This window comes from Spirosoma fluminis (genome assembly GCF_054778895.1).
Map to the genome: position 1 here is coordinate 640567 of NZ_BAAGZD010000004.1, position 23860 is coordinate 664426.

Sequence of the window (23860 nt, forward strand, 5' to 3'; positions counted from 1 at the left end):
CCTAAATTTGGCCTGTTTGGGCCTATTTAGAAGGATATTATGAGTTAAATGCGGAAATTTTCGTCTGATATTTGGAAATCATATTTATTGTGACGTCCTTCGCTTAAATTTAAACATACAATGCAAACAGGAACAGTAAAATTCTTTAATGAAACCAAAGGGTTTGGGTTCATTAAACCAGATGACGGTGGCGAAGACATTTTTGTACATGCTTCCGGTCTCATCGATCAAATCCGTGAAAACGACAAAGTTAAGTTCAATGTCGAGCGCGGTAAGAAAGGCTTAAATGCCGTGAACGTCGAAATGGCTTAATCGTAAGATATACCGAAGACAACCGTTGTAAAAAACATGCCAGCTGGCATGTTTTTTTTTGCTCTATCGGTTCCTAGGCCCATTTTTGCGCTTTATTATCTTACTTAGTACATGTCCCAATCTTCGGAACTGCGTCGGCTTCCAGAACGTACGGCAAGCCAGCTTGGGCTGCCTGTTCGCTCTGTAACCGCAGCCATTGACCTATTGAACGGAGGAGCTACCGTTCCTTTCATAGCTCGCTATCGCAAAGAAGCAACCGCAGCTACAGACCGTGGCCCCTTGGATGAAGTCGAGATCCAGGCGATCAAAGACACGTATCAGAAACTTCAGGATTTGGACAAGCGCCGGGAGGCCATTCTAAAATCAATCGACGAACAGGGCAAGCTCACGCCTGATCTGCGTCGTAAACTGGAAACCACCGATTCCTTAACCGACCTCGAAGATTTATATCTGCCCTACAAGCAGAAACGGAAAACGCGGGCCTCGGTTGCGATCGAGCGCGGGCTGGAACCTCTGGCCAATGTAATTGTGATGCAACGGGAATCTGACCTTGAGCGAATTGCCCAACGTTACGTTACGGAAGCTGTACCGACCCTGGCGGATGCGCTGCAAGGGGCTCGTGACATAGTAGCTGAGCGGATCAGCGAGGATGCCGATGCCCGTCAGCGGATTCGAAACCTGTTCGAACAAGAGGCTATTATCCGCTCTATTGTCAAAAAAGGCAAAGAAGCGGAAGGCGTAAAGTATAAAGATTACTTCGATTTTGCCGAGCCGCTCCGGCGTGTTCCGTCGCACCGGCTGCTAGCGTTGCGAAGGGGAGAGGCCGAAGGATTTTTGAATGTTAGTATCAACCCGGATGAAGAGGTCGCCATTGAACGACTCGAACGGCAGTTTATCAGTAAAAACTCGTCGTCTCGAAGCTGTAGAGAGCAGCTTACACTTGCCATTCGCGATGGGTATAAGCGCTTGTTGAAACCGTCGCTGGAGACCGAGTTCGATAACCGGTCCAAGACCAAAGCGGATGCCGAAGCCATTCAAATTTTCGCCGATAACTTACGCCAATTGCTATTAAGCCCTCCTCTGGGTCAGCAACGGGTGCTGGCTATTGATCCGGGTTATCGAACGGGCTGCAAAACCGTATGTCTGGACGCCCAGGGCAATCTGCTGGCCGATACGGTTCTGTACCTTGTTCAGTCGGAATCCCAGAAACAGCAGGCCGCGCAGAACGTACAAAAGCTCGTTGCTCAATACCGCATTGATGCGATAGCGATCGGTAATGGGACCGCAGGCCGCGAAACCGAAATGTTTATTCGGAATCTGGAACTCGGCAAGCCCATTTTTATGGTGAGCGAACAGGGCGCATCGGTGTATTCGGCTTCCGAGGTGGCCCGCGACGAATTTCCGAACCATGACGTAACCGTACGCGGAGCTGTAAGTATAGGCCGACGGCTCATGGATCCATTGGCTGAACTGGTTAAGATTGACCCGAAGTCGATTGGCGTGGGACAGTATCAGCATGACGTTGATCAAACGGATTTAAAGAGCAGCCTGGATACAGTTGTTGAAAGTTGCGTAAACCAGGTAGGAGTGTCGCTTAACACGGCCAGCGCCTATCTGCTGCGTTACGTGTCTGGATTAGGGCCGCAGCTAGCCGGTAATATCGTTGCGTACCGGGCCGAACATGGCGCGTTTACATCGCGTGAGCAGCTCAAAAAAGTACCGAGGTTAGGACCAAAAGCCTTTGAGCAGTGTGCAGGTTTTCTGCGCATCGAAGGCGCTGAAAACCCGCTCGACAACAGTGCCGTTCATCCGGAACGCTACGCCGTTGTCGAACGGATGGCGGGCGATACGGGCAGCTCAGTTGTAGATCTGGTCAAGAAGCCGGACTTGCGAAAGCAGATACGTCCGGAGCGTTACGTATCAGCAACGATAGGCTTGCCGACGTTACGAGACATTCTGGCTGAACTGGAAAAGCCGGGCCGCGATCCGCGCGAACAACTGTCGGTCTTCGAGTACGACGAACGTATAAAGTCGGTCGAGGATTTGCACGAAGGTATGGTGCTGCCAGGCGTGGTAACAAACATCACAGCCTTTGGCGCATTCGTCGACATCGGCGTGAAGCAGGACGGACTCGTACATGTGTCTCAACTGGCTCATCACTACGTTTCCGACCCGAAAACGGTTGTGAACGTGTACCAGAAAGTAAAAGTTAAGGTTCTGGAAATAGATACCAGCCGGAAACGGATTGCGTTATCTATGAAAATTTAATAGGTTGCACTTATCGCTTAGGCTACGGATTCCATCAGTCGGTAGCTTAAGCCTGACCCTAATCCCATCCGTATGCAACAACGCTGGTTCCGGGGCGTTTATTCCGTTCTGCTAAGTGCTTGCCTGCTTTCAGTACTCACCGCGTGTGAGGCTCTTCGTTCTTCCGGACCGTCCGTCAGTCGTCGCTCAGCAGCTACGCGACCGGTGGCCCGTCGTACACCCACCGGCCGAACACCGGCTCGTCCGCCAGCCGTTCCGACTAAACCCACCGGCAAAGTTGTCGATTCAAGGACCTACGAAAGTCAGTACGTGCCCGAAGTTGTTAAGATCGCTCGTACGTATACAGGGACGCCGTACCGGTCTGGCGGCAATACTTCCCAGGGGATCGATTGTTCAGGGCTGGTATACGCTGTGTTTAATACGGTAGGCTTACGAATGCCCCGAATCTCCTGGCAACAGTCGGAGGTGGGCCGTGAAGTGGAGGTTAAGGAAATATTACCGGGCGATCTGATTTTCTTTGTGCCCGATAAAGGACAGGCTGGGTACGTTTCCCATACCGGTATTGTGACGGAGGTGAAAGGCACTCAGGACATTCGCTTTATTCATGCCTCGTCGTCGAGAGGAGTTCGTGAAGATAATCTGTACACAGATTATTTCAAAGGGCGTTTTGTGAAGGCATTACGTCCATTCTGAAGAAAAACAAAGGCCGCTTCGAAGCGGCCTTTGTTTTGCTATGCTGTCAACTGGGAGTTGTTGATCAATTCTTCCCAGTAGATTCGGTCTTTGTTTTTCAGTTTCATTTCCAAGCTAAGCGCTTCATTCCGGGTGGCGAACTGCTGGGTAAACTTCACCTCCCACGGTTTACCATTAGCGGTAGACGGATTGGTTTTGGCATTATGCTGCCACAGGCTGATTCGTAAATCTTTGGTCTGACCGATAAAGTACTGGTCAGTTGTAGGGCTATAGATGATATAGACGGTATGCATACATGTCTGGACTGTTACCAAAGCTACGCATTTGTTTGTATAAAACAAACACCGTCCGGGCAACAATTATGCAACTCTGGTTACCGAAAAAAAATGGTGTCTGCATTTGGGACACGTTGAATTTTTGCTCATATTTGCCCCACGAAACCACGTAACGCGGTTTTTATGGGGGATTAGCTCAGTTGGCTAGAGCGCTACAATGGCATTGTAGAGGCCATCGGTTCGAATCCGATATTCTCCACAGACGTTGCCGATAAATTACTGTTTTTCAGTAATTTATCGGCATTTTTGTTTTCGGTTGCAACGTCGGCCTTTATTTGAGCGCTTTCTCGATGATATAGGGCGATACCTCTTTGCCTGCTTGCGCTGCTTTTCTGATAATCTCGCTCCATTCTGAATCGGTCGCATAAACCTGATGAGGTTTCTTTTTTACCGTTTCAGGCTTTTTCTTCCTACCTCTGGTTTTGGGTTCATTTTCTTCCATGTATCAAATGTAGATAAACATTTTTGTAAATGGTAATTAAAAAGCTTTTCAAAACATTGTAAAATAGGAGTGAATTGGTTATATTTGATCTGGAAATCAACCAACAACAAGAACAATGAACAACCAGCAAACCGTCGAATCCGATAAGCCCAGCACAACCCTCAGTATGCTTTTGTCTCCTATTCGTCCCGAGGAAATTGAGTGGCGTGTGCAGAACCAGACTAAGGACGGTCAGAAGTTGATCGTTGTGCCTTATATCACCAATCGCTGTGTTATGGAGCGCTTCGATGCGCAGTTTGGCTGGAGTAACTGGGAGAACAGTTTTGAGGAGGTTGGCGACGGCTTTATCTGTACAATAACGGTGACACTGCCTGATGGACGCCGGGTAAGCAAAGCCGATGCGGCCAGTCGGACCAACGTGGAACCGCTAAAGGGTGGCATTAGTGATGCCATGAAGCGGTGTGCGGTGCAGTTTGGCTTAGGTCGTGACCTGTACCGTTATCCGAAGGTAATGCTGCAAACCGGGGACAAGTTTATTCCCAACTGGGCTGAACGCCTACTGGATGCGCTAGTGATCAAGATTAACAAGGGCAATTCAGTCAATGATATTATTGTCTTAAAAGAAGAACATACTCGAAGTCTGCAGCCTGCTTAATGAAACCAATGTCTGTAAATGGCCCCGTCTTGGCCGCTCAGTTGCTCCAACAAGCCATTGAGCACTATGAACGCAATCCCAATCTTCGGCGACAGTCTGGTATTGATCTAAAGATGCTAGCTGAGGCCACTAAGGTTCGTCGGAGGCTGCTTCGCCAACGGCCCCGATAACTATCTACAAATTAGATGCCCTAATAACTGGCACCCTTATCCACCTCTCAACCAAGCTGGAACGTTCAGGTCCGGCTGCTGGTGGGTAGGGTGCCGGGACGGGACTACTTTACTTTTCCGATGCCCACCGAGTGGCCAGCAACAAGCAGCCATCCATCTGCACAAGCTGGATCTTTTAAACGTCGGCTTAATGTGAAACTGAAGCCTGACCGAGTGTGATCAACGGGCTCAATGAGCGATCCGGATGGATAGAGACTCATAAACTTACAAAGTCCTAAGCCCTTATTTTCTATTACCATACCTTATACAGAAACCCTTACCCGTCTTTATCGCTGGCCTGCTCTGCACGCTGGCTATTCAATCTATCAGGAGCTCAGTTACGTATCTACGGGCGTGGCTGGCTTCTGTATTGGCATGACGCTACTATTCACGCGCTGGATAATCCGTAAATATTCAGCATAAAATTTATTTAAAATCACCCATTGCCCAGCTACGTTTAGCTGGGCTTTTTATTGGCGCTGGCAAACGTCAGTGGTTTTGGCGGCTTCGGCAAAGACATCATTCGGAATGTAGCTCAACCGACGATCATCCGTCTGAACGAGCACTACGCCGGCATCAACCAAACGGGGTATGTCAGCTTCATGCGTACCGATGGTAAGCTGTTAAACGCGGGTGCTGTGAAGCTTTCCAAGCACGCAGATAACACCGATGTTGACTACGTGAGAAAAGCTTACGGAATCCGAAGAAGAGAAGGGGCTGGTTAAACAGTCGGCGGCTGAGCCTGTCAAATCCACTCCTGATGTCGTCGAGCCAGCGCCTGACGTAATGAATGGGGAGTGGAAACCCAATGGCGATCTGGTAGCGGTGCCGATCCAGCCCGAACCGGCCATAAACACCGGCCGAAACCGATGACGAAGGAAATCTGGTTAATAACGAACCGAAACCCGTTCTGACTGACAACTAAGATGAAACAGATCCTGATCTTTCTGCTTTTGCTGAGCCAGATCGTAACCGCTCAGACGTATCAAACCAAGCTACGCCCGGAGGGGAACGATTATTCCTTTAGCCCACAGACAGCGAAGGCTGTCGTTAGCTGGAAGCGCTTTCCTCGCTTCTCGCTCAGCACAACCGAATGGTTGTACTGGGGGCCTCGGTTTCGTCAGCGTTCGGACTGGGACGACGATTTTATGGGTCACGGTTTTCGCGTGGCCATCCCGCAGCGAAATTATACGGACACCGGCCTTGAGGAGAACGCGATTGATCTGAAGCTACCGGCCGAGCAGCTGATGGGTTTCATCCTGATGCCTGGTGATCCGGGGCAGATGCCGGATTACTTAAAGGCGAATTATAATGCCCTGCCTGACTCAGATTCGCGCAAAGCCCAGATTACACAATACGTAAACCGGCTGATTCCAGTCACTGACGAAGCAGCCGCCCGGCTTATGGGTCGATGGATGGGTGCTGTGATCAAACAGCAGTGTGGAGGCAAGAATCCTAAATACGTTACGATCGATGAGGAATCTGCGCACTATTGGGAGCATCCTATGGGAGAGAGTTCGCTTCGTGTGTTTGTAGGTTATCTGTATTTAGGGATTCAGGAAGTCTGTCAGGGCTCGAAGGTATACACCTACGGGCCCAAAATTGTCACAGCTCCCTGGTATTATGGCTATGCGGATAAAGGAAGGCATATTAATAAGTACCATTTCACGGAACACCCACTTTATGCCCCCAATTTTTGGTGGAAGAAAAATAGCACTACTGATCCGATCGATGTTGATGGCCCACTCGCTCAGGCGCTCAAAGCAAACGGGGGCGGGGTTGCGGCCGGTGATCATTACTGGAGAAGTACGATCGGCACGGGTACCATCTATCAGAAGGATGCAGCTGGTAAGTACATCTATTCGAACGGTCGTCGGGTGCTACGTACCGACAATAGCACCGTTACGTTGTTTGGGCAGACGGTCAAGATCTACGGGAACGATCAGACTTTCCATGGTAACAATGAGTACGACTTCTGGACAAGCTGGCTGTATGAGGATGTCGCGTCGGAGGAGGCTAACCGCTATTGGATGAACGGTCAGAAGTACGCCCTTCGTCGTAACGATCGTAGTGCCGACTTCGCAGGCGTTCACTATGGCGACTGGTACCGAACCAATACAGAGGAGGCCAACGCGCCTGGTCAGGGTGATTCGCGGCCATTGAATCCACAATCGCTGGAAATGAGTGCCATCTTTCGCTCAGTCATGTTTGATGTGAATTTCCTCTGGCATGGAGAGTATCTGCAAAGAGGACCAACGACGCACGCCAATGGAGCCATACAGTTCCCGGGTGTGCAGGGCGGCCAGGGTGGCTATAAAACGAACCTCGGCCAGTACGAATACATCGTCAAGGGCCTGCACAGGGTAAGCGAGCTTGACGGCCGCAACTGGGGCAATTGGTATTGGATACGGGCGCAACGGGGTATTGGAATTACTGCCGACAAATGGAAGGAGCCGGTCATACGTGGCAGGATTTCCGAGACAGGCAACAACGTTTTAATTGCTGCCGCCTGGCCAATGCTCGATCCGGAAGACAACGTTCGGGTTGATGTATGGGTAGATACCGGTGCGTGGAAAAGTGGTTCGACCTATTTTACAATTACCGGCCGCACTACGTATCTCGACGCATGGCAGATCCCTGCTGTACCGGCTGGTGTGCAGATCCTACCGCAACACCTAAGATTCCGCTTTACGACCCCCTTGTTGCAAACACCGCAGACGGTGACCTGGACGGGGGACTATCGGTTTACCGCGTCTAATTCTGAAGCCTTACCCACTGCAATTCCATAACGTATGAAAATCGCTAATCTTCCCGCTAGGATACCCATCGAACAGAACGGGCCGCGCACCAATTTGGCAAAGAAGCTCAATACCAAAACGTAACACTTATCTCTTCCTGATCATCAGGTCAAGGTCAACGTACCGAGCCAGGACGCCCTCGACCTGACGATCAGCAACCGAGATTATCGAACGGGAGATTACCGTCGAAGCGGATCATATTTATCTGCCGGTCGGGGGTGGAGCCGCCTACGAGCTACCCATTGACAGCATGATCGACGTGTTTGTCACACTGTACGATCACCAGTTGCCTCACGTGCGGAGATTATGTGCTGTTGGCCGTACTATCCATAACTTACCAATACTAGGTAGTTAATCAACCAGTTCGTTTTGCTGGTGCTTAAAAAATGAGCCGTATCAAGCCACAGGCCAGTAAACCGGCAATCAGCAGCACAGTAAACCAGGTAATCAAATTGAGCCAGTTAATCCGTCGGCGTCGGCGCACAAGAGTATAGGTGTATAGCATACCCGATATACGTAATTCATCCCCGTGCGGATTTTGATGTAACCGTTTTGGGGTTAATAGTAATCGAATACGGGCTTGTCTAGTCTATAAATTCTTTTTTGGCTACGTTCAGATCGTGCCTGATCTATTCACCCCAGGCTTGAGTAGGCTTATAAATAAGTTGATGAAATTCCTGTTCATGAACCGTATAACACAGCAAACAACTCAGACTAAGGCCGCCCGGTAATTGTATTACGTCAGCCACCCCGCCGTCAATCACTTTGTGCCAGGTTGTATCACCATTGATCGGCGAGCCGTCCATAGACTTTACCGCGTCCGCGTCCAGACTGTCGGGACTGCGGTAGCCGGGGCGAAGTACGTAAGCGTACAAGTGGTTGTTTGAACTGGAGATAACCCAAAGGGGCTTGCCCGAACGGTTGCTAACGTGCCCATTGACATGAATGCCAAGTCCGTGCGCCCGATCCCGGATGCCCCGCATGGTCAGCGGACCAAGCCAAAGCGACACCACTATAATCAGGCCAAACGCCAGACCAGACAGTGACAGCCAAAATAACACTCTGCGCATAAGCTAAAGAAAGCAAGCACAAAGGTAAGCGGGAACGCAAACAAATTGCCCAATACTCACCGGCTCGACGGCGGCCCTAAAGAGTTAATCAGCACTCACCGTACTACCGCAAATGGAAGAAATCAGTAATGTCGTTTGCGTAGATACGTTTGTAGTGCCGAGACAGCCAGGGGCTGAATAAGGGAGATGATCAGGTTAATTTTGGACCGAAAAGAAAACGGATCAACGGGGACCTGAATGGATTAGACGATTGGAGAAATTTGCTGACAAGCAGTAAGAAGATTTTTTAGGTAGACAACCGGCATAACAAAGCACCCGACCGGTGCTTGCTGACCGGGTGTTTTATTTATTAATAAATGGAATCTACGTTATCTAAACAGTAAGCTGCATTGCGTGTCCGCTTGGGTGTTACCTAAACTCACGTACCTGTAAGCTCAAAAACACGCAATGAACAAGTACAAAAACAAGCACTCTTGGCTAGTAATTCATAGTAGCGCATACCTCAAACTTATCATCAAACTATCTTCACCTACTTGTTGAAACATAACTACACTTGTGTTTACTGGACAGGTTTTGGAACTTCGTAGGTGACGGTAACATCGTCGAAATACACGGTACCTGTTGTGCCCGGTAAGTAAGCCAGGATCACCGCTAAATAATCGGTGTTACCGCCGTAACCATCTCGGCTGGCAAAATACTCTTTGAAATCTGCGGTGCCATTGATCGTAACTACACCATCGGTGCTGGTATAAAAGACAGGGTTGCCTTTCCCGTTAACAATTTTGTCGCCCCGCAATGTAATCGAAACCCCTCTGCCTTTCAGGTTAACGGTTCTGATCTTCGCTTTCAGCGTAATCGTACTACTGGCGGGAATTTGGCTAGACGCGAAGCTTTGGTAAATGAAACAACTGGCCGATGAGTCCCGGATGGCTTTGCAGCTTAGTTTCAATGAGTGCGTACCTGAAGTGGCCGCTTCGGTTGAATGTTCATACAGGTACCCATTCGGGTTGCGGTTATCTCCGTTGTGATAATTAAATACCCATTCCTGTCCCGGTGTTTTCTCAATGTCACTATTGACAACAAATTGCGGTTGATTGGAGGTTTCTTTGGTCGTGCAGCCCAGTAACGAGGCTATGAGCAGGGCAACGGTGGTAACTTTTACTAAAGTCCCCATAGAGAAGAAGTAAGACAGGTAGTGAATGGAAAATCGTTCTGATTGAACAGGTAAAAGAAGTGGACTCAATAAGCCGCTTTTGCATGAAAAAGCCCAAGTATCGTCGTAAAAATCACTTGGGCTTTTTTATAAATATGTTCGCTGATTATTGCTCAACCATCTCAGCATCAGCTATGATGTAGTTTAGCTCATAGATATTGTCGGCGTTTAGTTTAAGCGTTCCCCGAAACGTACGGCGCTCGTCCGTTTTGAATTTCTTCCCTGGTTTTTTGAATTTAAGCGACACAACCGATTCCGGACCGGCACCCCCGCAGAAGAAACACGCACTGTACGGAAAGGCCGAAAGCACGTATAGGTTTGACTCCAGGTCAACAGGCAGTACGTAGCCCGTCAATTCAACCGCTTTGCCATTTAACTTCTGGATACCCTGGCCAAACGTTGGGTAAAGCATATAAACCGATTCCTCGGCGTACCATTTCTTCTTGAAGGTTACGTCGCGCAGAACCTCCCACGAAAGTTTAACGGGTTCAGCCGCAGCCGGTACGCTAGCCGGCCCAGTGGTGCTGGCTAGGGGAGTGGCCGACTTAAATGCCGGAGCAATGAGTGAGACAAGCAGCAAGACAATCAGTAAACGGGCCATGGCGTTGGTACTTATAAGGGAGAAACAAGGGTAAAATTACAAAAAAGATTACTTTTACTAAACCAATTTGTTTCGACCACGCTTGACGGTGTCCGATACGCTTAACGATAACGCAGAAGACGGCTTTGCAATTCCCGTACGGTTCACCCGGCTGTACATGACATTGCTTATTATCTTAACTGCTCTGCTGACAGCAGGGCAGGTTCTTACCCAGTGGCGGCTGCGCGCTTTCCAGGATGAGTTATGGATTATTCGGGTTACGGCCTTACAACGCCATCAGAGCCAGCAGATCGTGAAGCAGGCGCTGCAACTCACGGACGTGAACGAACAGGCCAAGTTTGAAGAAAATATCGGTGAATTACGGCAGGTTTTTCCGCTCTTCGAACGCTACCACTTGCAGGGTAAGGAAGGAAAAGTGTATGATCGGAATATCTATATATCGAATTCCGATACAGTCCTGCAGCTCTATAAAGGCATTCGACCCGAGTTTGAAGCGTTTCGGCAGGCCGCCCGCCGACTCATGCGTTTGCAGCATTATGAAGAAGTAAACCAGCCCGATGTTCAGGCTAGTTTACAGTTGCTGTTACAGAACGAGAAACCGTTTCTGGAGGAAATAGACGCTATTGTGCGCGAGTACACGACCGAACTCAGGGCAAAAATCAGCTTACTGCAAACAATTGAGTTTTACCTGTATCTGGTTATCATCCTGGTGCTGGTGGGCATTGGCCTGCTGATCTTCCAGCCGGCAGCCCGGAAACTGAAGCAGACCATTGCGCAACTGGTGGAAGCGGAAAGCCGGACAACAGCCGCGAACAAGAAACTGTTGAGCGCCAACAAATCGCTGCGGGAAACGCGGCAGAAGTTGTTCGAAGCAACCAAACAGCAATATCAGCAGCAGATTGATGAGCAGAAGCTGCGCACCTCTTACCTAATCGCCGGGCAGGAAGAAGAACGGAAACGACTGTCGCGGGAGCTGCATGATGGGTTGGGGCAGATGCTTACGGCTATAAAACTACAGATCGAAGGGTTAGAAGCTAATCTCGCAAAAGTAAACGGGTCTAACGGGACTGGGCAGGTCGGCAGTGCAACGCAGACAAAAACTCTGAAAACCCTCAAAACGCTCATCACCCAGACCATTCAGGAAACCCGTACGATTTCAAACAATTTAATGCCGAGCGTTTTAAGTGATTTTGGCGTAGTCCCCGCCATAAAAATGCTGGCTGAGCACGATCGTAACGAGAAGATTGACGTTACGTTCGAAACCAACCTGACCTCCGATACGCCCCGACTCGATAAGAACATCGAAATTATGCTTTATCGGGTAACCCAGGAGGCTGTCAGCAACGCGGTTCGACACGCCAATCCTTCCCACATCCATATTGAGCTGGTTGAGCGAACCAATGCGCTTCATCTGATCGTTACCGATGATGGACGTGGGTTTCGCATCCCACGTAACGAGTCGGCAGATGCGCCTGCTTCGGATGCTGGTGCCCTCAACAGATACGAAGAAACAGGCGGGAAACAAGATGTTCAGGTTCACACCTCTTCGCAGGGCATTCACAACATGCAGGAGCGCGCTAAGCTGCTCAATGGTAAATTTAAACTTTATTCTACATTAGGAAAGGGGACCAGGGTGCAGGTTAGCATCCCTTACCAAACGTATCCCGCTCATTATGACACCTACTAAAATAATGCTTGTGGACGATCATTCGATCGTTCGGGACGGTATCCGGCTGTTGCTGGAACAAGCCGATGGCTTAGACATTGTTGACGAAGCCAATGACGGCGAGGAAGCCCTCGATAAACTGAAAGCCATGCCATCCGACGCTGATCGGCCGGATCTGATTCTGATGGATATTTCGCTGCCGGGCATGTCGGGTATACAAACTACCCAGATCGTGAGCCGATTGTACAAGAACGTTCGCGTGTTGATGTTGTCCATGCATAACAACGAAGACTATATTCTTAAATCCGTTGAAGCCGGGGCTTATGGCTACATCCTGAAGGACTCCTCGTCGGATGAAATGATTAAGGCGATCCGGACCATTGCTTCCGGAGAAAAGTACTATAGCTCGCCGGTCGCTTCCATCATCCTGAGCGGCTATATGCAGCAATTGAAGCGGGGCGATAAACACGGACGTACCGAACGGCAGTCCAAGCTGTCTAACAAGGAAAAAGAGATTCTTCAGTTTCTGGTCGATGGCATGAGCAGTCGGGAAATTGCGGAAAAGCTTCAACTTAGCGTCCGGACCGTCGACAACCACCGGGCGAATATGATGCGACGGTTGCAGGTACGTAACGCGGCTGAACTGGTACGCATGGCGGTGGAAGATAAATTGATTTGAAACTTTGTTAACTCTTCTATACGTTTGTCAAGGAAACCGGCCATCGCCGGTTTTTCCATTTTTTATTTACTACATTAACTAGATAGAATTAATTAACTAAAACGCGTAAACTTATGTCACTTCGCTTAGGAGACATTGCCCCTGATTTTGAGGCTGATACCACGCAGGGCCACATTCGGTTTCACGAATGGCTGGGTAATTCCTGGGGAATGCTATTCTCGCACCCAGCTGATTTCACGCCTGTATGCACCACCGAGTTAGGCAGAACGGCTTTGCTGAAGGATGAGTTTGGCAAACGGAACGTAAAGGTTATTGCCGTGTCGGTCGACGATCTTGATTCGCACAACCGCTGGACGCCCGATATTAAGGACGTAACGGGTTCGGAAGTGAACTTTCCGATCATTGCCGACGCTGACCGTACCGTTGCTACGTTGTATGATATGATTCACCCCAACGCCAGCGAAAAAGCAACCGTTCGCTCGGTATTTGTGATCGGACCCGATAAGAAAATCAAGCTGACATTGACCTATCCGGCGTCTACGGGACGTAACTTCAATGAGCTGCTTCGGGTAATTGACTCGCTTCAGCTAACGGCCGATTACCAGGTGGCAACGCCCGCCGACTGGCAGCAGGGCGACGATGTGATTGTAATGCCCGCCGTATCGAACGACCAATTGGAATCTAAATTCCCGAAAGGCGTTACGTTTGTGAAACCTTACCTGCGCACAACGCCCCAGCCGAACCAATAACGTTGCCTTTCCCTAATTGCCCGGTCCGGCCCATTAAACATTGTTTCGGGTTTTAAGTTGTCTCATTGTTCATTAATCATTTATTGACCAACGTTATGGCAAAGAAAAATTTGAATCCGACGCATGATGAGGGGCCAGTTGCCGAGGCAATTGAACAGCAAACCGCTAAACTACCATCCGACCTGTTTTTGTGGGGTGGTTTGGGCTCACTCGCAGCAGCAGCCATCTGCTTTGCACAAGGCAAACGCCACGAAGCGCTTTTAATAGGCCAATGGGCAGCTCCCATTCTTATATTGGGCCTGTACAACAAAGTAGTGAAACTGGAAGGCAGTGATTAGGCTGTATTCTAGGTATAACTTATCAGAAAAGCTCCTTATCGATATAGGGAGCTTTTTTTTGTATCATCGACAAGAGGATGTATAGACCACTGAGCAGTGGTCTATACAGAATAAATTTCGCCTTACTCGGGCCCTGAATCAGAGCCAGCTTTCGAATCGCGGTTATTTTCCAGATAAACATAGATCTGAATCGCGTGATTGAAGCGGAAGGTGCGTAAGGAGGTTGCAGGGCTATGTTGAACCGAGAATTGGTTGAGATAGCCTAGTTCTATCCGTATGTTGTCCCGAAGTTTTCGGCCTAAACCTATGTAAGTTCGGTTCTGATCGAAGCGGACGCCCGATTTCGATAGCACTGCCATCGGCTCTACGCTGAGATGCGTATACCAGGGAGATGAATTGATTTGCTGGGGGAAAATAGGATTGATCCAGCGGGCCATGGTCCGGAGCCGGATGTTGAATTGGTCGGCCAGCACCTCCTGAGGTTCACCATCGGATAAAAACACGTAGGCATTTGCCAGCGTATCTGTTTGAGAGGACCAGCGTAGTTCGGTGCGGATGCGCTTAATGAGTTCGCCATCGCCTAACTTACTGGTGATTTGTAGCTGCGGAATAATCCGGACTTCCTGAAAAAAAGTAACGGGCTGGTACTCGCTGACACGCCCCCAGTTCCACCACAGGCCAATCGGCGAGAGCGACAAGCGGACCGGCCTGGAAACCTGATAGCTGATCCAGGGACGAAAGACCTGCAGGAGCGGGTAGCGAAACAGGTTCAGATCGCGGCCGTTGTTATCCTCCGCCTGCCGTCGGTACTGACTATCGAGCTGAAAACTCCACCTACCCGCCGTTTTGTACACCAGATTAACCTCCGACCAGAACACGGCCCGGTGGCGCACCTCGTCGTGGTAGGTTTGTGCCATACTGGTAAGTGGAAGTAGACAGACGGATACCAGAGTAAACCGATTGAGCATAGTTTGAGTGGCCGAAGTAGTGAGGGGCTAACTTGTCTGAATAACGGAATGTTCGGGTAAAAACCAGGTCGGTTCTGGCGACGGTAATTAATCGTATTCGGTCTTAACCAAGAGCGTATAGATAACCCGTTATGAATTGTCGGCCCCCTCAAACCTTCGCTTTTTCAAATCGAACGTATGCGGAGGAAACATCATGAGAATGCTGTGTTGGTCAAACGCTGTTTTCAGAGCTTTGATAGCTTCGCTCATCGCCAGTGAGGTATCTGCCTTCGACTGATCGATCCAGAACCAGATGAAACCCTGAACATTATCAATCGTGAAACTGCGGTAATACATCTCAACGGGTTTGTCGATGCGCACGAAGGGTAAGTCCAGAATAGCTGCGCGGGCCACCTGCTGCGCTTTCGCTAAATCGCCGAGGTAGGAAATGCCGTATGCCAATTCGAGCCGCCGTTGCCCGGTGCGCGAATAATTCATGATGGGCTTCTGAAATACGTCTTTGCTCGGAATTTCGATAGTCTGGCCCTTGAAGTTGTCGAGCAGAATAGAACGCAGCTTAATGTCCAGTACCTTGCCGGTATACCCATTCGTTTCCACAACGTCGCCAACCTGCACTGGCCGGGCAATGGCGATCATGGTGCCGGATATGAAATTCGTGGTCAGATCCTGAAAGGCAAAGCCAACCGCCAGGGCGATCACACCGGCACCCGCCAGTAATGAAGTGACGGTTTTGTCTAACCCCAATACGCCCAGGGCTACAAACAGACCAATAGCCATAACGGCTACCCGAGCCACCGCTCCGGACAGATTGATGAGTGAATAGTTGTTACTAAACCGGTCGAATCCACGTATCAGCCATTGGCTCACCCATCGGGATAGAAAGGTAAACACGACCAGAATCAGGATGGCAATGGCTATTTTGGGGATGTATCGAATGGCCGTGTGAATCCAGGCGGAAAGTTCGGCGTAAATTAGGCCTGCGGCTTGTGGTAGGTTCATTGGCGTACGGTTGGTGGTGCTAAGAGAACGTCTCAGGTTTGGATAGTGTTTGCTATAAACTAGACTTGGCAGGCCAGAAGTTGGGCAGAAAAAGACTTCGCCGTACCTTTGCCAGGGCTAACAAGGCCAATCCAATCCGCTGACAATGAAATCTGTTGCTCCCGTTTACCTCGATAATGCCGCTACGACCCGGCTCGATCCTGAAGTTTTGGACGCTATGCTGCCCCTTATGACTGAGCAGTTTGGCAATCCATCGTCGATTCATAGCCACGGTCGGGCGGTGCGGGCGGCCATCGAAAAGGCGCGTAAAACGGTAGCTTCTCTGCTGAATACCTCGCCGGCCGAAATCTTCTTTACGTCGGGTGGAACAGAAGCCGATAACACAGCCATTCGGAGCAGCATCGAAACCTACGGCCTCACCCACGCCATTACGTCGCCGTTGGAACACCATGCCGTGCTGCATACGCTGGAGCATGTACAGAAGCAGGGACATGTACAGTTAAGTTTGGTTGACGTCGACGCAAATGGATGTATCGATCTGGCGCAGCTTGACGAGTTATTGCAAAGGTCGCCCCGTTCGCTGGTTTCACTGATGCATGGAAATAACGAAATCGGTAATCTTCTAGACCTGAACCGGGTAGGGGAGATCTGCCGCGCTCACGACGCGATTTTTCATTCCGATACGGTACAGACGATGGGTCACTTCCGGCATGACCTGCAACAACTGCCCGTTGATTTTATCGTTGGGGCGGGCCACAAATTTCACGGCCCCAAGGGAGTCGGATTTCTGTACGTCAATTCCGAACGGGCCAAGATTCACCCGTTCCTGTACGGTGGCGCGCAGGAACGGAACATGCGTGGGGGCACCGAGAATGTGTATGGTATTGTTGGCCTGGCCAAAGCCCTGGAGATTGCCTATCGGGACATGGATGCTCATCGCCAGCATATCACTACGTTAAAATGCCGGATGATCGACCAGCTTCGGGCCAAACTGCCGGAGGTTCAGTTCAACGGCGATTCGGCGGACCTGGACGCCAGTCTGTACACAGTACTGAACGTTAGCTTACCGGCCTCGGAATTAAGCGATATGCTGCTGTTCAATCTCGATATTGCCCGCATATCGGCTTCGGGTGGTTCGGCCTGTTCGAGCGGATCGAATATTGGTTCGCACGTACTGACGGCCTTGCCCGGCCTGGATCAGGAGCGGGGCTACGTGCGGTTTTCGTTTGGCAAATACAACACGCCCGACGAAATTGATTACGCTGTCGATACGCTCGTTGGCTTGTATCAGAAAGAGCAGGTTCTGTAAATAACCATGAACAAGCACCGGAAAGGCTAGACGTCTATGTCCATTTCCAGCAAAGCATAGCTCAGCGTTTTGCCGTGCGTATCCATCGCCAGGGACGTAGTAACTCCGCCCATCAGCGCCTGCTGACACACAAACTGCAGAGCCGGCAGGTTAGGCAGTTCATACCGGGTAATCTCTCCGGCTACGATACCCGTTAGGTGGTTCTTTACAGCCTCGGCGGTTACGACCGCGCAGAGCCGTTGATAATCTTCCGCTTGGTACGGAATCAGCGAGAGCGTTAATGTATTGCCTTTGTCACCCGCCCGGCTGTGGGCGAGTTCGTAGAGTTTTACTTTCATGGGTGAAAGACGGTTACGTTGGTCTTGACCTGCGTTCGGTCGATAAGCGTTGAGACAATACCCACTACGTCGTGAATATACTTTCGGGCACCACCGCCCCCGGCCGGTCCGTTCGTGTACAGGGCTTCCACCTCTTCGCCCACTAACGCGGCCTGGTTGGCGGTAGTAGCTCTCCCCGCAACGCGCAGCCGAATCTCGTACGGATCGGGGTAGTTGCCAGGTGCCGTTCGGTGGACCGACGTGCTGCCAATGTAATCAATTCTGAGGTCCGCAAAGTGGTCCCGGAGCCGCTCCTGAATGATTGCTCCGGCGAGTTTAGCGCGCCCAAGGGCATTGGGCCCGGCATACGAGATTTCGCCTTCGCCAGTGTATCCGGCGTCGTAGCCTACGCTAACTTTTAACGTATCGGGCCGAGTCTGGCCGCACCCTCCGGTGGCTCTAACCTGGTCTGTGCCCACTTGTTCTAGGCGGACCTGCGTAAAATCAGCGATTACATCAGGCGTAACGTAACGGCCGGGGTCCATAACTTCGTACAACAGCTGCTCTTTCGCCGTCGCTACGTTCAGGGCTCCGCCAGTGCCCGCGACTTTGCCGAATAGGGCCGTGCCATCGGCGAAAACATCGGCAAATGGATGACCTAGGTAGGCCATATCCGGAACGTCTTTTTCGGCCCGGCCGGGGTCGGCAAAATATCCGCCCGTCAGCTGACCGGCGCACTCCAGCAAGTGCCCGATGACCGTTCCCTGACCAATCAGCTTCGCGTCATCGAGCGACCACCCGAATTCATGAACAAGTGGGGCAACGAACAGCGAAGGGTCAGCCACGCGCCCCGTAATGATAATGTCGGCTCCGGTAGCCAGTGCGGGTAGAATCGCGTCCGTTCCGAGATAGGCGTTTGCCGATAGTAGAGGACCCGATCCGTTTAAGGGTTTTTCCGTTTCCAGCGCCGGTTCGTCGCCCGAGAGCTGATCGAATACGTCGTCGCCGGTAACGACGGCGACGGTTACGGATAAGTTTAATCGAATTGCAATCTGACCAATTTTCTCGGCCGCTGCCAATGGGTTAGCCGCGCCCATATTCGTGATTAATCTGACCTTGTTAGCCAGCAAATGGGGCAACAGACTTTCGATACGCCGTTCCAGCAGTGGATCGTACCCAAGCGCGGGGTCCTGACGTCTGCGCTTCTGGGCCAGCGCAATGGTTCGTTCGGCCAGACATTCGAGCACGAGGTAGTCTAACTGGCCCTCTTTTACCAGAATCATGGCTGGTTCGAGCCGGTCACCGGAGAATCCGGCCCCGCAGCCGATGCGAATTGTTGATTTCATCAAACAAAAAAGGAGTAGGTGAAAGAGCAAACGAGTCGCCCTATTCTGGTCCTGACTAAATACTAATTGAGCCCGTTAACAGAGCGGTTAACGTCATAATGACCGTTGTGCCAAACGCCCATTTCAGAATAAATCGCTGGTGATCACCCAGGTCGACCTCGGCCAGTCCAACCAGCAGAAAGGTCGACGCCGTTAAGGGACTAACCGGAAAGCCAACCGTCATCTGGCCGAGCAGAGCCGCCCGGCCAATCTCCAGGGGATCGATGCCGAATTGGGTAGCCGTATTGCTGAGTATGGGAACCACGCCGAAGTAGTACGCATCCGGCGTAAATAGCAGGCTGGCGGGCATACTGGTCAGGGCCGTGAGGGTGGGGAGCCAGGCCGCGTGCTGTTCCGGAATCAGCGATACCAGCGACGTCGCCATTGCGTCAATCATCTTGGAACCCGTCAGGATACCCGAAAATACGCCCGCTGCGAAGATCATGCTCGACACCATGAAAATGTTGTTCCCGTGGCTCCGTAGCACTTTCTGCTGATCAGGCAGTTTCGGGTAATTGATCACCAGCGCCACCGCAGCTGCCACCACAAACAGGGCAGGGGCCGGAAACCAGCCTTTCATAAGCGTTATGATGAGTGCCACCGTCAGGATTGCATTGATCCAGAAAAGTTTAGGCCGCCGGAGTTGACGCTGCTCATCGGTTAAGCTTTCGTCATGTACGTAGCGTAAATCGGCTACGCCTAGCCGTTTTCGTTCCTTTAGTCCGAACCAGTATGCTACAGCCAGCACCCAGCCAATGCCCGCCAGAATGGCCAGGATATTTGGGTTAAAGAGCTGAGTCGCATCCGTTTTAAGCGTCGATATGGCCCGGGCGGAAGTACCCGACCAGGGTACCAAATGCAGAGGCCCAACACTCAGCGCTACAATACCCGGCAAAATGAGCTTATTGATACGTAGCTGTCGGTAAATTGGCAGAAAGGCCGACATGACAATCATAAACGTAGCGGTCCCGTCGCCGTCGAGGTGGACGACCATTGTCAGGATGGCCGTACCAAGAATAACCTTCAACGGATCGCCCTTTACGTACCGGAGGATGGCACCAATAACCGGGTCGAACAAACCGGCGTCAAGCATCGTCGCGAAATACAGAACGGCAAACATGAGCAGGATGCCCGTTGGAGCCACTTGCTTAAGCCCGGCCAGAATCATTTCGCCCAGCTCCTTTGGGTTGAATCCGGCCAGCAACCCCATGACCAATGGCACCAGTACCAGTGCCGTAATGACGGATAGCCGTTTGGTAATGATCAGGATAAGGAACAGAATAATGGTAGCAAAACCGAAGAAGGAGAGCATTAAAGAGGTGAAGGCAGATAGTAAAAAAAGTCCCGCGATAGAGATAACGCGGGACGACTCGTAGCTTACATTAATTAGTCAGATTTCAACGTGGATAAGAAACTGACCACATCCCGAATCTCGCGTTTGGTGAGCAGGTACTTCATATCGGGCATACTCGACGGCGCGTAGGTCGTTTTGGCGATCTGATCCTTCCGAATTTTGGCGTCCGGTTCATCCCCGCTTTTCAGCACCAGTTCCGAATCGGTTTCTTTCTGAACAATGCCGCTAAGCGTCTTGCCATCTTTTAGTTCAATTGTTGCCGTCCCAAATCCGGGAGCCAGTCGGGCACTTGGATTGACTACCGCTTCGAGCAGCTGTTCACGCGTCAGGCGGTTGGCTATGCCATTGAGCCGGGGCCCGGCATTCCCACCCAGGTCATCGTAGGAGTGGCAGCGAATACACTGAGCCGTCTGGTGGCGGAAGAAGATACGACGTCCTTTGTCGGGCTCGCCCCCAAACAGCGCGACCTGATACGAGGCCAGAACCGCATCGGGCGACTGTTTGGCTAAGATTGCCTTGTGCTGGTTGATCAGCGCAGCAGAACGCGTTTCGGCAATGGCTTCCTCCAGTTCCAGACTAATGGCGACGGGGACTTTATTGGCCGACAGATCGGTCAGCAACTGGTCGAAGACGGGTTTGGTATCCGCAATCGGAAGTTTACCTAAGGTCAGCAGGGCGGCCTGTTTTTCTTCGGTTGAATGAGTTTTCAGTACCTCCGATAGCTGAGCAACCATCTGTGCTTTAGGCATACTGGTTTTGCCGATCAGATCCAGTGCGGCTACCCGTACCCGTTTGTCGTCATCAGCAAGGGCGGTCTCAATGGCTTTCCCGATCTGCTTGTCGTTCAGGGCGGCCAATGCCCGTAACGCTTCTACCCGGATCTCGGCATCCTTGTCGGTTTTGAGCCGATCCAGCAACACCGGGCTGGCCGTCGTTATCGACAGCTTACTGATGGCCCGGATCGCACTGCGCCGAATCGAAACTTCGGCGTTTGTAGCCAGTGTCGTGTATACCCCCGCCGATTTTGTTTTCACCACCGCCGGGTCGCGCGTTACCGGACCCCGGTACCGACCGTCCACCCGGTCAAGCACCGACGGTTTGGCCCAGGTGCTTAAGGCATCCATCGCTTCCGCCCGTAAGGCGGCCGGGTTGCCGGTACCTTCGGCATACTGGATCAGGTTCTGCATCGCTTCGGGCGTTCCCACGCGCAGGTTTGCGTTGATGGCCCGCCGAATGAGAGGTTCGTTGGTGAATTTAGAACCGACCAGTACCCTGCCCAGCGCCGGTAACGCCTGTGGAATCGACAAGTCATCATTGATGCCGCGAGCCGCTTCGGTGACGATAAACTCATCACTGTCGTTCAGGAACGTAGCAATACCGGGGTTACTCATCCGGCGCAGCGCTACGACAGCCGCAATACGTACCGCCCGCGATGGGTGATTGGCTAATGCAACGATCGGTTCCGCTTTTCCAATACGGGCCAGGGCGATACTGCCAGCCTGCCGGATATACGTGTCTTCGTCTTTGTTTGCTTCGAGCAGGGCAACCAACGGTTGAATGGCCGGCGCATAGGCGATACGTCCGAGCGCTTCGGCGGCAAAGAAACGAGTCCGAATGTTCTCATCCTTGAGCATGGGTACCAGGGCCGATCCAGCCGCTGTGTAGCGGATGTCGCCTAGCCAGCGAGCCGCCTGGGCTCTGATTTCAGGGTCACTGTCCTTGAGCAGCGGCATCAGGCGCTGGGCGTATTTCGCATCTTTGCGGGCCAGTTGACTCAAGCCCCAGATGCTGTGAACGCGAGCCAATTGGCTATCGGTTTGCTGAAGCATCTGGCCGAAAGCTGCTGCGCCCGCTTCGCCCCGTTTTGCCAGCTCGAACTGAGCTTTCTGCCGCACCCGCATGTCGGCATTTTTGAGGTAACTGCTCAAGTCGGTCACCGACGTTTTCGCGAAGCTTTGACCGAGTAATTTCTTAGTCAACGCCCGTTCGGCCCAGTTTGCGCCGTCCTTGTCGTCGAGCTTCCAGATGCGACCGTAATCTTTCGTATCCCAGCCGTTGATCCAGTCCGCTACGTACATGGACCCATCGGGACCAAAATCGAGTCCGGTAGCCAGCACCCCGCCCAGAATCTTCTTGGACTTATCGAGCTGAAACGAAGCACCCTTTGGCTTCAGCGTAAAGGCATGAACACCCGACTGTGCCGGGTTGCCTACGAACTCGGCAATGAAAAAGGTGTTCTTGTACTTTGGACTCAGGGCCGTACCGGGGTTATAAAGCATACCAGCCGGACCACTAACGAAGTTAGCCAGGGGCGGCAGGAAGTAAGCGGCCTGCCCCTCAAAGCGCGGTTTGAACATCTGCTCGTCCATCCAGACCTTATACGTATTGTTGAGTGGGTCGCGGTATTTGCCGTACTGCCAGTTGCTGCGCCAACCCGTATCTGAGCCGTTGATGATGTACACCAGCCGCTCTTTCTCGCCGGGATGGTCACCGTCGTTGTCTTCACTGATCAGATTGCCATACTCGTCAAAGACGAACTCGTGCGTGTTACGGACTCCGTACGCAAATACTTCAAAGTCGCTGCCGTCGGGGTTCGACCGGACAATGACCCCGCTGTTTGGGTGCTCCCATTTTTTGCCGTCGGAACCTTTTCCGTTAAACCCAATGTCGCCAATCTGCCAGTAGATACGTCCGTCTGGTCCCATCTCTACGCCCGAAAGGCCGTGTCCGCTAAAGCCAATATGAACGCCGTAGCCGTGCGAAAGTGATTTCTTCTCGTCGGCAATGCCGTCACCGTTTTTGTCACGTAACCGCCAGAGGTCCGGCGCAACGGTGACGTATAGATCATTTCCGTCGGACAAAACACCACCCATTACGTCGGTCGTTTCGTCGTTGAAGTCTTCGACGGCCAGTTTAGATAAATCGGCTACGCCATCGCCGTTGGTATCTTCCAGCCGGAAAACCTGCTCTTTTTCCACGGTCATGTCGCGCCAGTCGTGCGAACCGTCACCGTTTACGTCTTTGAGCCACTCATTTTTCTTGCTGTTGGCGGGCGAAAGCACGCGGTGCAGAAACGCCCGTTTGTCTTCAACGGTCTGGAGCCGGTTCGATTCAATTTCCCAATCCTGATGGCCGCGGATGTCGAACTCCGAATTTTTCTGGCGATTCGTGCGGGTATAATACAGACGGCCAAGATCGTCGATGTCAATCCCGATCGGATCGGACACCAGCGAATCGACCCCCCATAGATTCAGGGTAAGTCCTTCGGCGAGTTGTGGTTTAACCAGAGCTTCGACGGCCTTCGCCATTTCGGCGGCTTTCTCGGGAGCCAGCTTTTTAATGCGCTTGCTGATCGGGTCGTCCATGAAGCTGGTAAGACCCACCCAGGTGGTTAGGCCAAGAGCCGCCAGGGGAATAACGGTTTGTCGAAGTGAAAATCGAGTTATCTTTTTCATGAAACGAATCGGTTGCCAGGCAAATTGACTAGTACAGTGTTGAAA

At 51.5% G+C, this 23860-nt stretch carries 22 protein-coding genes and 1 tRNA gene; 12 read left to right on the forward strand and 11 right to left on the reverse strand.

What is annotated here, in order from left to right; translation table 11 throughout:
* Positions 1-120 precede the first annotated feature (120 nt).
* The 3 genes from ACYVBJ_RS08245 (at position 121) to ACYVBJ_RS08255 (ending at position 3273) form a co-directional block, all read left to right on the forward strand.
* The gene (locus tag ACYVBJ_RS08245; RefSeq protein ID WP_012925283.1) at positions 121-312 is read left to right on the forward strand and encodes a cold-shock protein; all 192 of its coding nucleotides are present in this window, start codon (positions 121-123) and stop codon (positions 310-312) included.
* 111 nt (positions 313-423) lie between these two features.
* Positions 424-2580, forward strand: a complete 2157-nt coding sequence (locus tag ACYVBJ_RS08250; RefSeq protein ID WP_460981813.1) for a Tex family protein — start codon at positions 424-426, stop codon at positions 2578-2580.
* Positions 2581-2652: 72 nt separating this feature from the next.
* Positions 2653-3273 (forward strand): C40 family peptidase, encoded by a 621-nt coding sequence (locus ACYVBJ_RS08255; protein WP_460981814.1) that lies wholly within the window; start codon positions 2653-2655, stop codon positions 3271-3273.
* A gap of 38 nt (positions 3274-3311) precedes the next feature.
* Here the strand turns inward: ACYVBJ_RS08255 and ACYVBJ_RS08260 are convergent, their stop codons facing one another.
* Positions 3312-3566 (reverse strand): GIY-YIG nuclease family protein, encoded by a 255-nt coding sequence (locus tag ACYVBJ_RS08260; protein ID WP_460981815.1) that lies wholly within the window; start codon positions 3564-3566, stop codon positions 3312-3314.
* 167 nt (positions 3567-3733) lie between these two features.
* Here ACYVBJ_RS08260 and ACYVBJ_RS08265 point away from each other — a divergent pair.
* Positions 3734-3807 (forward strand) — tRNA-Ala (locus ACYVBJ_RS08265).
* A gap of 72 nt (positions 3808-3879) precedes the next feature.
* Here ACYVBJ_RS08265 and ACYVBJ_RS08270 read toward each other — a convergent pair.
* Complete coding sequence (locus ACYVBJ_RS08270) at positions 3880-4050, reverse strand: hypothetical protein (RefSeq protein WP_460981816.1); 171 nt, start codon at positions 4048-4050, stop codon at positions 3880-3882.
* A 115-nt stretch (positions 4051-4165) separates the two neighbouring features.
* Here ACYVBJ_RS08270 and ACYVBJ_RS08275 point away from each other — a divergent pair, with 115 nt between their 5' ends.
* From ACYVBJ_RS08275 to ACYVBJ_RS08285, 3 genes are all read left to right on the forward strand, one after another.
* The gene (locus ACYVBJ_RS08275; protein WP_460981817.1) at positions 4166-4705 is read left to right on the forward strand and encodes a Rad52/Rad22 family DNA repair protein; all 540 of its coding nucleotides are present in this window, start codon (positions 4166-4168) and stop codon (positions 4703-4705) included.
* Positions 4706-5387: 682 nt separating this feature from the next.
* Complete coding sequence (locus ACYVBJ_RS08280) at positions 5388-5639, forward strand: hypothetical protein (protein WP_460981818.1); 252 nt, start codon at positions 5388-5390, stop codon at positions 5637-5639.
* Positions 5640-5840: 201 nt separating this feature from the next.
* A complete protein-coding gene (locus ACYVBJ_RS08285; RefSeq protein ID WP_460981819.1) occupies positions 5841-7703 on the forward strand; it encodes a hypothetical protein in 1863 nt (620 codons plus the stop codon).
* A 638-nt stretch (positions 7704-8341) separates the two neighbouring features.
* Here the strand turns inward: ACYVBJ_RS08285 and ACYVBJ_RS08290 are convergent.
* The 3 genes from ACYVBJ_RS08290 to ACYVBJ_RS08300 all read right to left on the reverse strand — a co-directional run bounded on the left by ACYVBJ_RS08290 (position 8342) and on the right by ACYVBJ_RS08300 (position 10596).
* Positions 8342-8782 (reverse strand): hypothetical protein, encoded by a 441-nt coding sequence (locus ACYVBJ_RS08290; protein ID WP_460981820.1) that lies wholly within the window; start codon positions 8780-8782, stop codon positions 8342-8344.
* A 559-nt stretch (positions 8783-9341) separates the two neighbouring features.
* Positions 9342-9956 carry a hypothetical protein gene (locus ACYVBJ_RS08295; protein ID WP_460981821.1) on the reverse strand — a complete coding sequence of 205 codons (615 nt, stop codon included), beginning with the start codon at positions 9954-9956 and terminating at the stop codon, positions 9342-9344.
* Between the two features lie 145 nt (positions 9957-10101).
* Positions 10102-10596, reverse strand: coding sequence for a DUF3299 domain-containing protein (locus ACYVBJ_RS08300; protein ID WP_460981822.1), 495 nt, complete (start codon positions 10594-10596; stop codon positions 10102-10104).
* Positions 10597-10684: 88 nt separating this feature from the next.
* Between ACYVBJ_RS08300 and ACYVBJ_RS08305 the strand changes: the two genes are divergently transcribed.
* From ACYVBJ_RS08305 to ACYVBJ_RS08320, 4 genes are all read left to right on the forward strand, one after another.
* The gene (locus ACYVBJ_RS08305) at positions 10685-12283 is read left to right on the forward strand and encodes a sensor histidine kinase (protein ID WP_460981823.1); all 1599 of its coding nucleotides are present in this window, start codon (positions 10685-10687) and stop codon (positions 12281-12283) included.
* Positions 12284-12287: 4 nt separating this feature from the next.
* Positions 12288-12941 carry a response regulator transcription factor gene (locus ACYVBJ_RS08310; RefSeq protein WP_460978756.1) on the forward strand — a complete coding sequence of 218 codons (654 nt, stop codon included), beginning with the start codon at positions 12288-12290 and terminating at the stop codon, positions 12939-12941.
* 113 nt (positions 12942-13054) lie between these two features.
* The gene (locus tag ACYVBJ_RS08315; RefSeq protein ID WP_460981824.1) at positions 13055-13690 is read left to right on the forward strand and encodes a peroxiredoxin; all 636 of its coding nucleotides are present in this window, start codon (positions 13055-13057) and stop codon (positions 13688-13690) included.
* Between the two features lie 95 nt (positions 13691-13785).
* Positions 13786-14028 carry a hypothetical protein gene (locus ACYVBJ_RS08320; RefSeq protein ID WP_460981825.1) on the forward strand — a complete coding sequence of 81 codons (243 nt, stop codon included), beginning with the start codon at positions 13786-13788 and terminating at the stop codon, positions 14026-14028.
* A 122-nt stretch (positions 14029-14150) separates the two neighbouring features.
* Here ACYVBJ_RS08320 and ACYVBJ_RS08325 read toward each other — a convergent pair whose 3' ends face one another.
* Positions 14151-14945 carry a DUF2490 domain-containing protein gene (locus ACYVBJ_RS08325; RefSeq protein ID WP_460981826.1) on the reverse strand — a complete coding sequence of 265 codons (795 nt, stop codon included), beginning with the start codon at positions 14943-14945 and terminating at the stop codon, positions 14151-14153.
* Positions 14946-15125: 180 nt separating this feature from the next.
* Positions 15126-15995, reverse strand: coding sequence for a mechanosensitive ion channel family protein (locus ACYVBJ_RS08330; RefSeq protein ID WP_460981827.1), 870 nt, complete (start codon positions 15993-15995; stop codon positions 15126-15128).
* A gap of 145 nt (positions 15996-16140) precedes the next feature.
* Here ACYVBJ_RS08330 and ACYVBJ_RS08335 point away from each other — a divergent pair, with 145 nt between their 5' ends.
* Positions 16141-17304 carry a cysteine desulfurase family protein gene (locus tag ACYVBJ_RS08335; protein ID WP_460981828.1) on the forward strand — a complete coding sequence of 388 codons (1164 nt, stop codon included), beginning with the start codon at positions 16141-16143 and terminating at the stop codon, positions 17302-17304.
* Between the two features lie 26 nt (positions 17305-17330).
* Here ACYVBJ_RS08335 and ACYVBJ_RS08340 read toward each other — a convergent pair whose 3' ends face one another.
* Genes ACYVBJ_RS08340 through ACYVBJ_RS08355 form a run of 4 tightly spaced genes read right to left on the reverse strand, consistent with a single transcriptional unit; the run spans position 17331 to position 23815 of the window.
* Complete coding sequence (locus ACYVBJ_RS08340) at positions 17331-17642, reverse strand: AtuA-related protein (RefSeq protein WP_460981829.1); 312 nt, start codon at positions 17640-17642, stop codon at positions 17331-17333.
* The gene (locus ACYVBJ_RS08345; RefSeq protein ID WP_460981830.1) at positions 17639-18967 is read right to left on the reverse strand and encodes an acyclic terpene utilization AtuA family protein; all 1329 of its coding nucleotides are present in this window, start codon (positions 18965-18967) and stop codon (positions 17639-17641) included. Before ACYVBJ_RS08345 ends, ACYVBJ_RS08340 begins: the two co-directional genes overlap by 4 nt.
* A gap of 55 nt (positions 18968-19022) precedes the next feature.
* Positions 19023-20363 (reverse strand): CitMHS family transporter, encoded by a 1341-nt coding sequence (locus tag ACYVBJ_RS08350; RefSeq protein WP_460982129.1) that lies wholly within the window; start codon positions 20361-20363, stop codon positions 19023-19025.
* 29 nt (positions 20364-20392) lie between these two features.
* The gene (locus ACYVBJ_RS08355; RefSeq protein WP_460981831.1) at positions 20393-23815 is read right to left on the reverse strand and encodes a HEAT repeat domain-containing protein; all 3423 of its coding nucleotides are present in this window, start codon (positions 23813-23815) and stop codon (positions 20393-20395) included.
* Positions 23816-23860: the final 45 nt, after the last annotated feature.

Excerpts from the sequence above, each read along its gene's own strand:
- ACYVBJ_RS08245 (WP_012925283.1), top strand. The coding sequence starts at position 121 with ATGCAAACAGGAACAGTAAAATTCTTTAATGAAACCAAAGGGTTTGGG.
- ACYVBJ_RS08250 (WP_460981813.1), top strand. The coding sequence starts at position 424 with ATGTCCCAATCTTCGGAACTGCGTCGGCTTCCAGAACGTACGGCAAGC.
- ACYVBJ_RS08255 (WP_460981814.1), top strand. The coding sequence starts at position 2,653 with ATGCAACAACGCTGGTTCCGGGGCGTTTATTCCGTTCTGCTAAGTGCT.
- ACYVBJ_RS08260 (WP_460981815.1), bottom strand. The coding sequence starts at position 3,566 with ATGCATACCGTCTATATCATCTATAGCCCTACAACTGACCAGTACTTT.
- ACYVBJ_RS08270 (WP_460981816.1), bottom strand. The coding sequence starts at position 4,050 with ATGGAAGAAAATGAACCCAAAACCAGAGGTAGGAAGAAAAAGCCTGAA.
- ACYVBJ_RS08275 (WP_460981817.1), top strand. The coding sequence starts at position 4,166 with ATGAACAACCAGCAAACCGTCGAATCCGATAAGCCCAGCACAACCCTC.
- ACYVBJ_RS08285 (WP_460981819.1), top strand. The coding sequence starts at position 5,841 with ATGAAACAGATCCTGATCTTTCTGCTTTTGCTGAGCCAGATCGTAACC.
- ACYVBJ_RS08290 (WP_460981820.1), bottom strand. The coding sequence starts at position 8,782 with ATGCGCAGAGTGTTATTTTGGCTGTCACTGTCTGGTCTGGCGTTTGGC.
- ACYVBJ_RS08295 (WP_460981821.1), bottom strand. The coding sequence starts at position 9,956 with ATGGGGACTTTAGTAAAAGTTACCACCGTTGCCCTGCTCATAGCCTCG.
- ACYVBJ_RS08300 (WP_460981822.1), bottom strand. The coding sequence starts at position 10,596 with ATGGCCCGTTTACTGATTGTCTTGCTGCTTGTCTCACTCATTGCTCCG.
- ACYVBJ_RS08310 (WP_460978756.1), top strand. The coding sequence starts at position 12,288 with ATGCTTGTGGACGATCATTCGATCGTTCGGGACGGTATCCGGCTGTTG.
- ACYVBJ_RS08315 (WP_460981824.1), top strand. The coding sequence starts at position 13,055 with ATGTCACTTCGCTTAGGAGACATTGCCCCTGATTTTGAGGCTGATACC.
- ACYVBJ_RS08320 (WP_460981825.1), top strand. The coding sequence starts at position 13,786 with ATGGCAAAGAAAAATTTGAATCCGACGCATGATGAGGGGCCAGTTGCC.
- ACYVBJ_RS08325 (WP_460981826.1), bottom strand. The coding sequence starts at position 14,945 with ATGGCACAAACCTACCACGACGAGGTGCGCCACCGGGCCGTGTTCTGG.
- ACYVBJ_RS08330 (WP_460981827.1), bottom strand. The coding sequence starts at position 15,995 with ATGAACCTACCACAAGCCGCAGGCCTAATTTACGCCGAACTTTCCGCC.
- ACYVBJ_RS08335 (WP_460981828.1), top strand. The coding sequence starts at position 16,141 with ATGAAATCTGTTGCTCCCGTTTACCTCGATAATGCCGCTACGACCCGG.
- ACYVBJ_RS08340 (WP_460981829.1), bottom strand. The coding sequence starts at position 17,642 with ATGAAAGTAAAACTCTACGAACTCGCCCACAGCCGGGCGGGTGACAAA.
- ACYVBJ_RS08345 (WP_460981830.1), bottom strand. The coding sequence starts at position 18,967 with ATGAAATCAACAATTCGCATCGGCTGCGGGGCCGGATTCTCCGGTGAC.
- ACYVBJ_RS08355 (WP_460981831.1), bottom strand. The coding sequence starts at position 23,815 with ATGAAAAAGATAACTCGATTTTCACTTCGACAAACCGTTATTCCCCTG.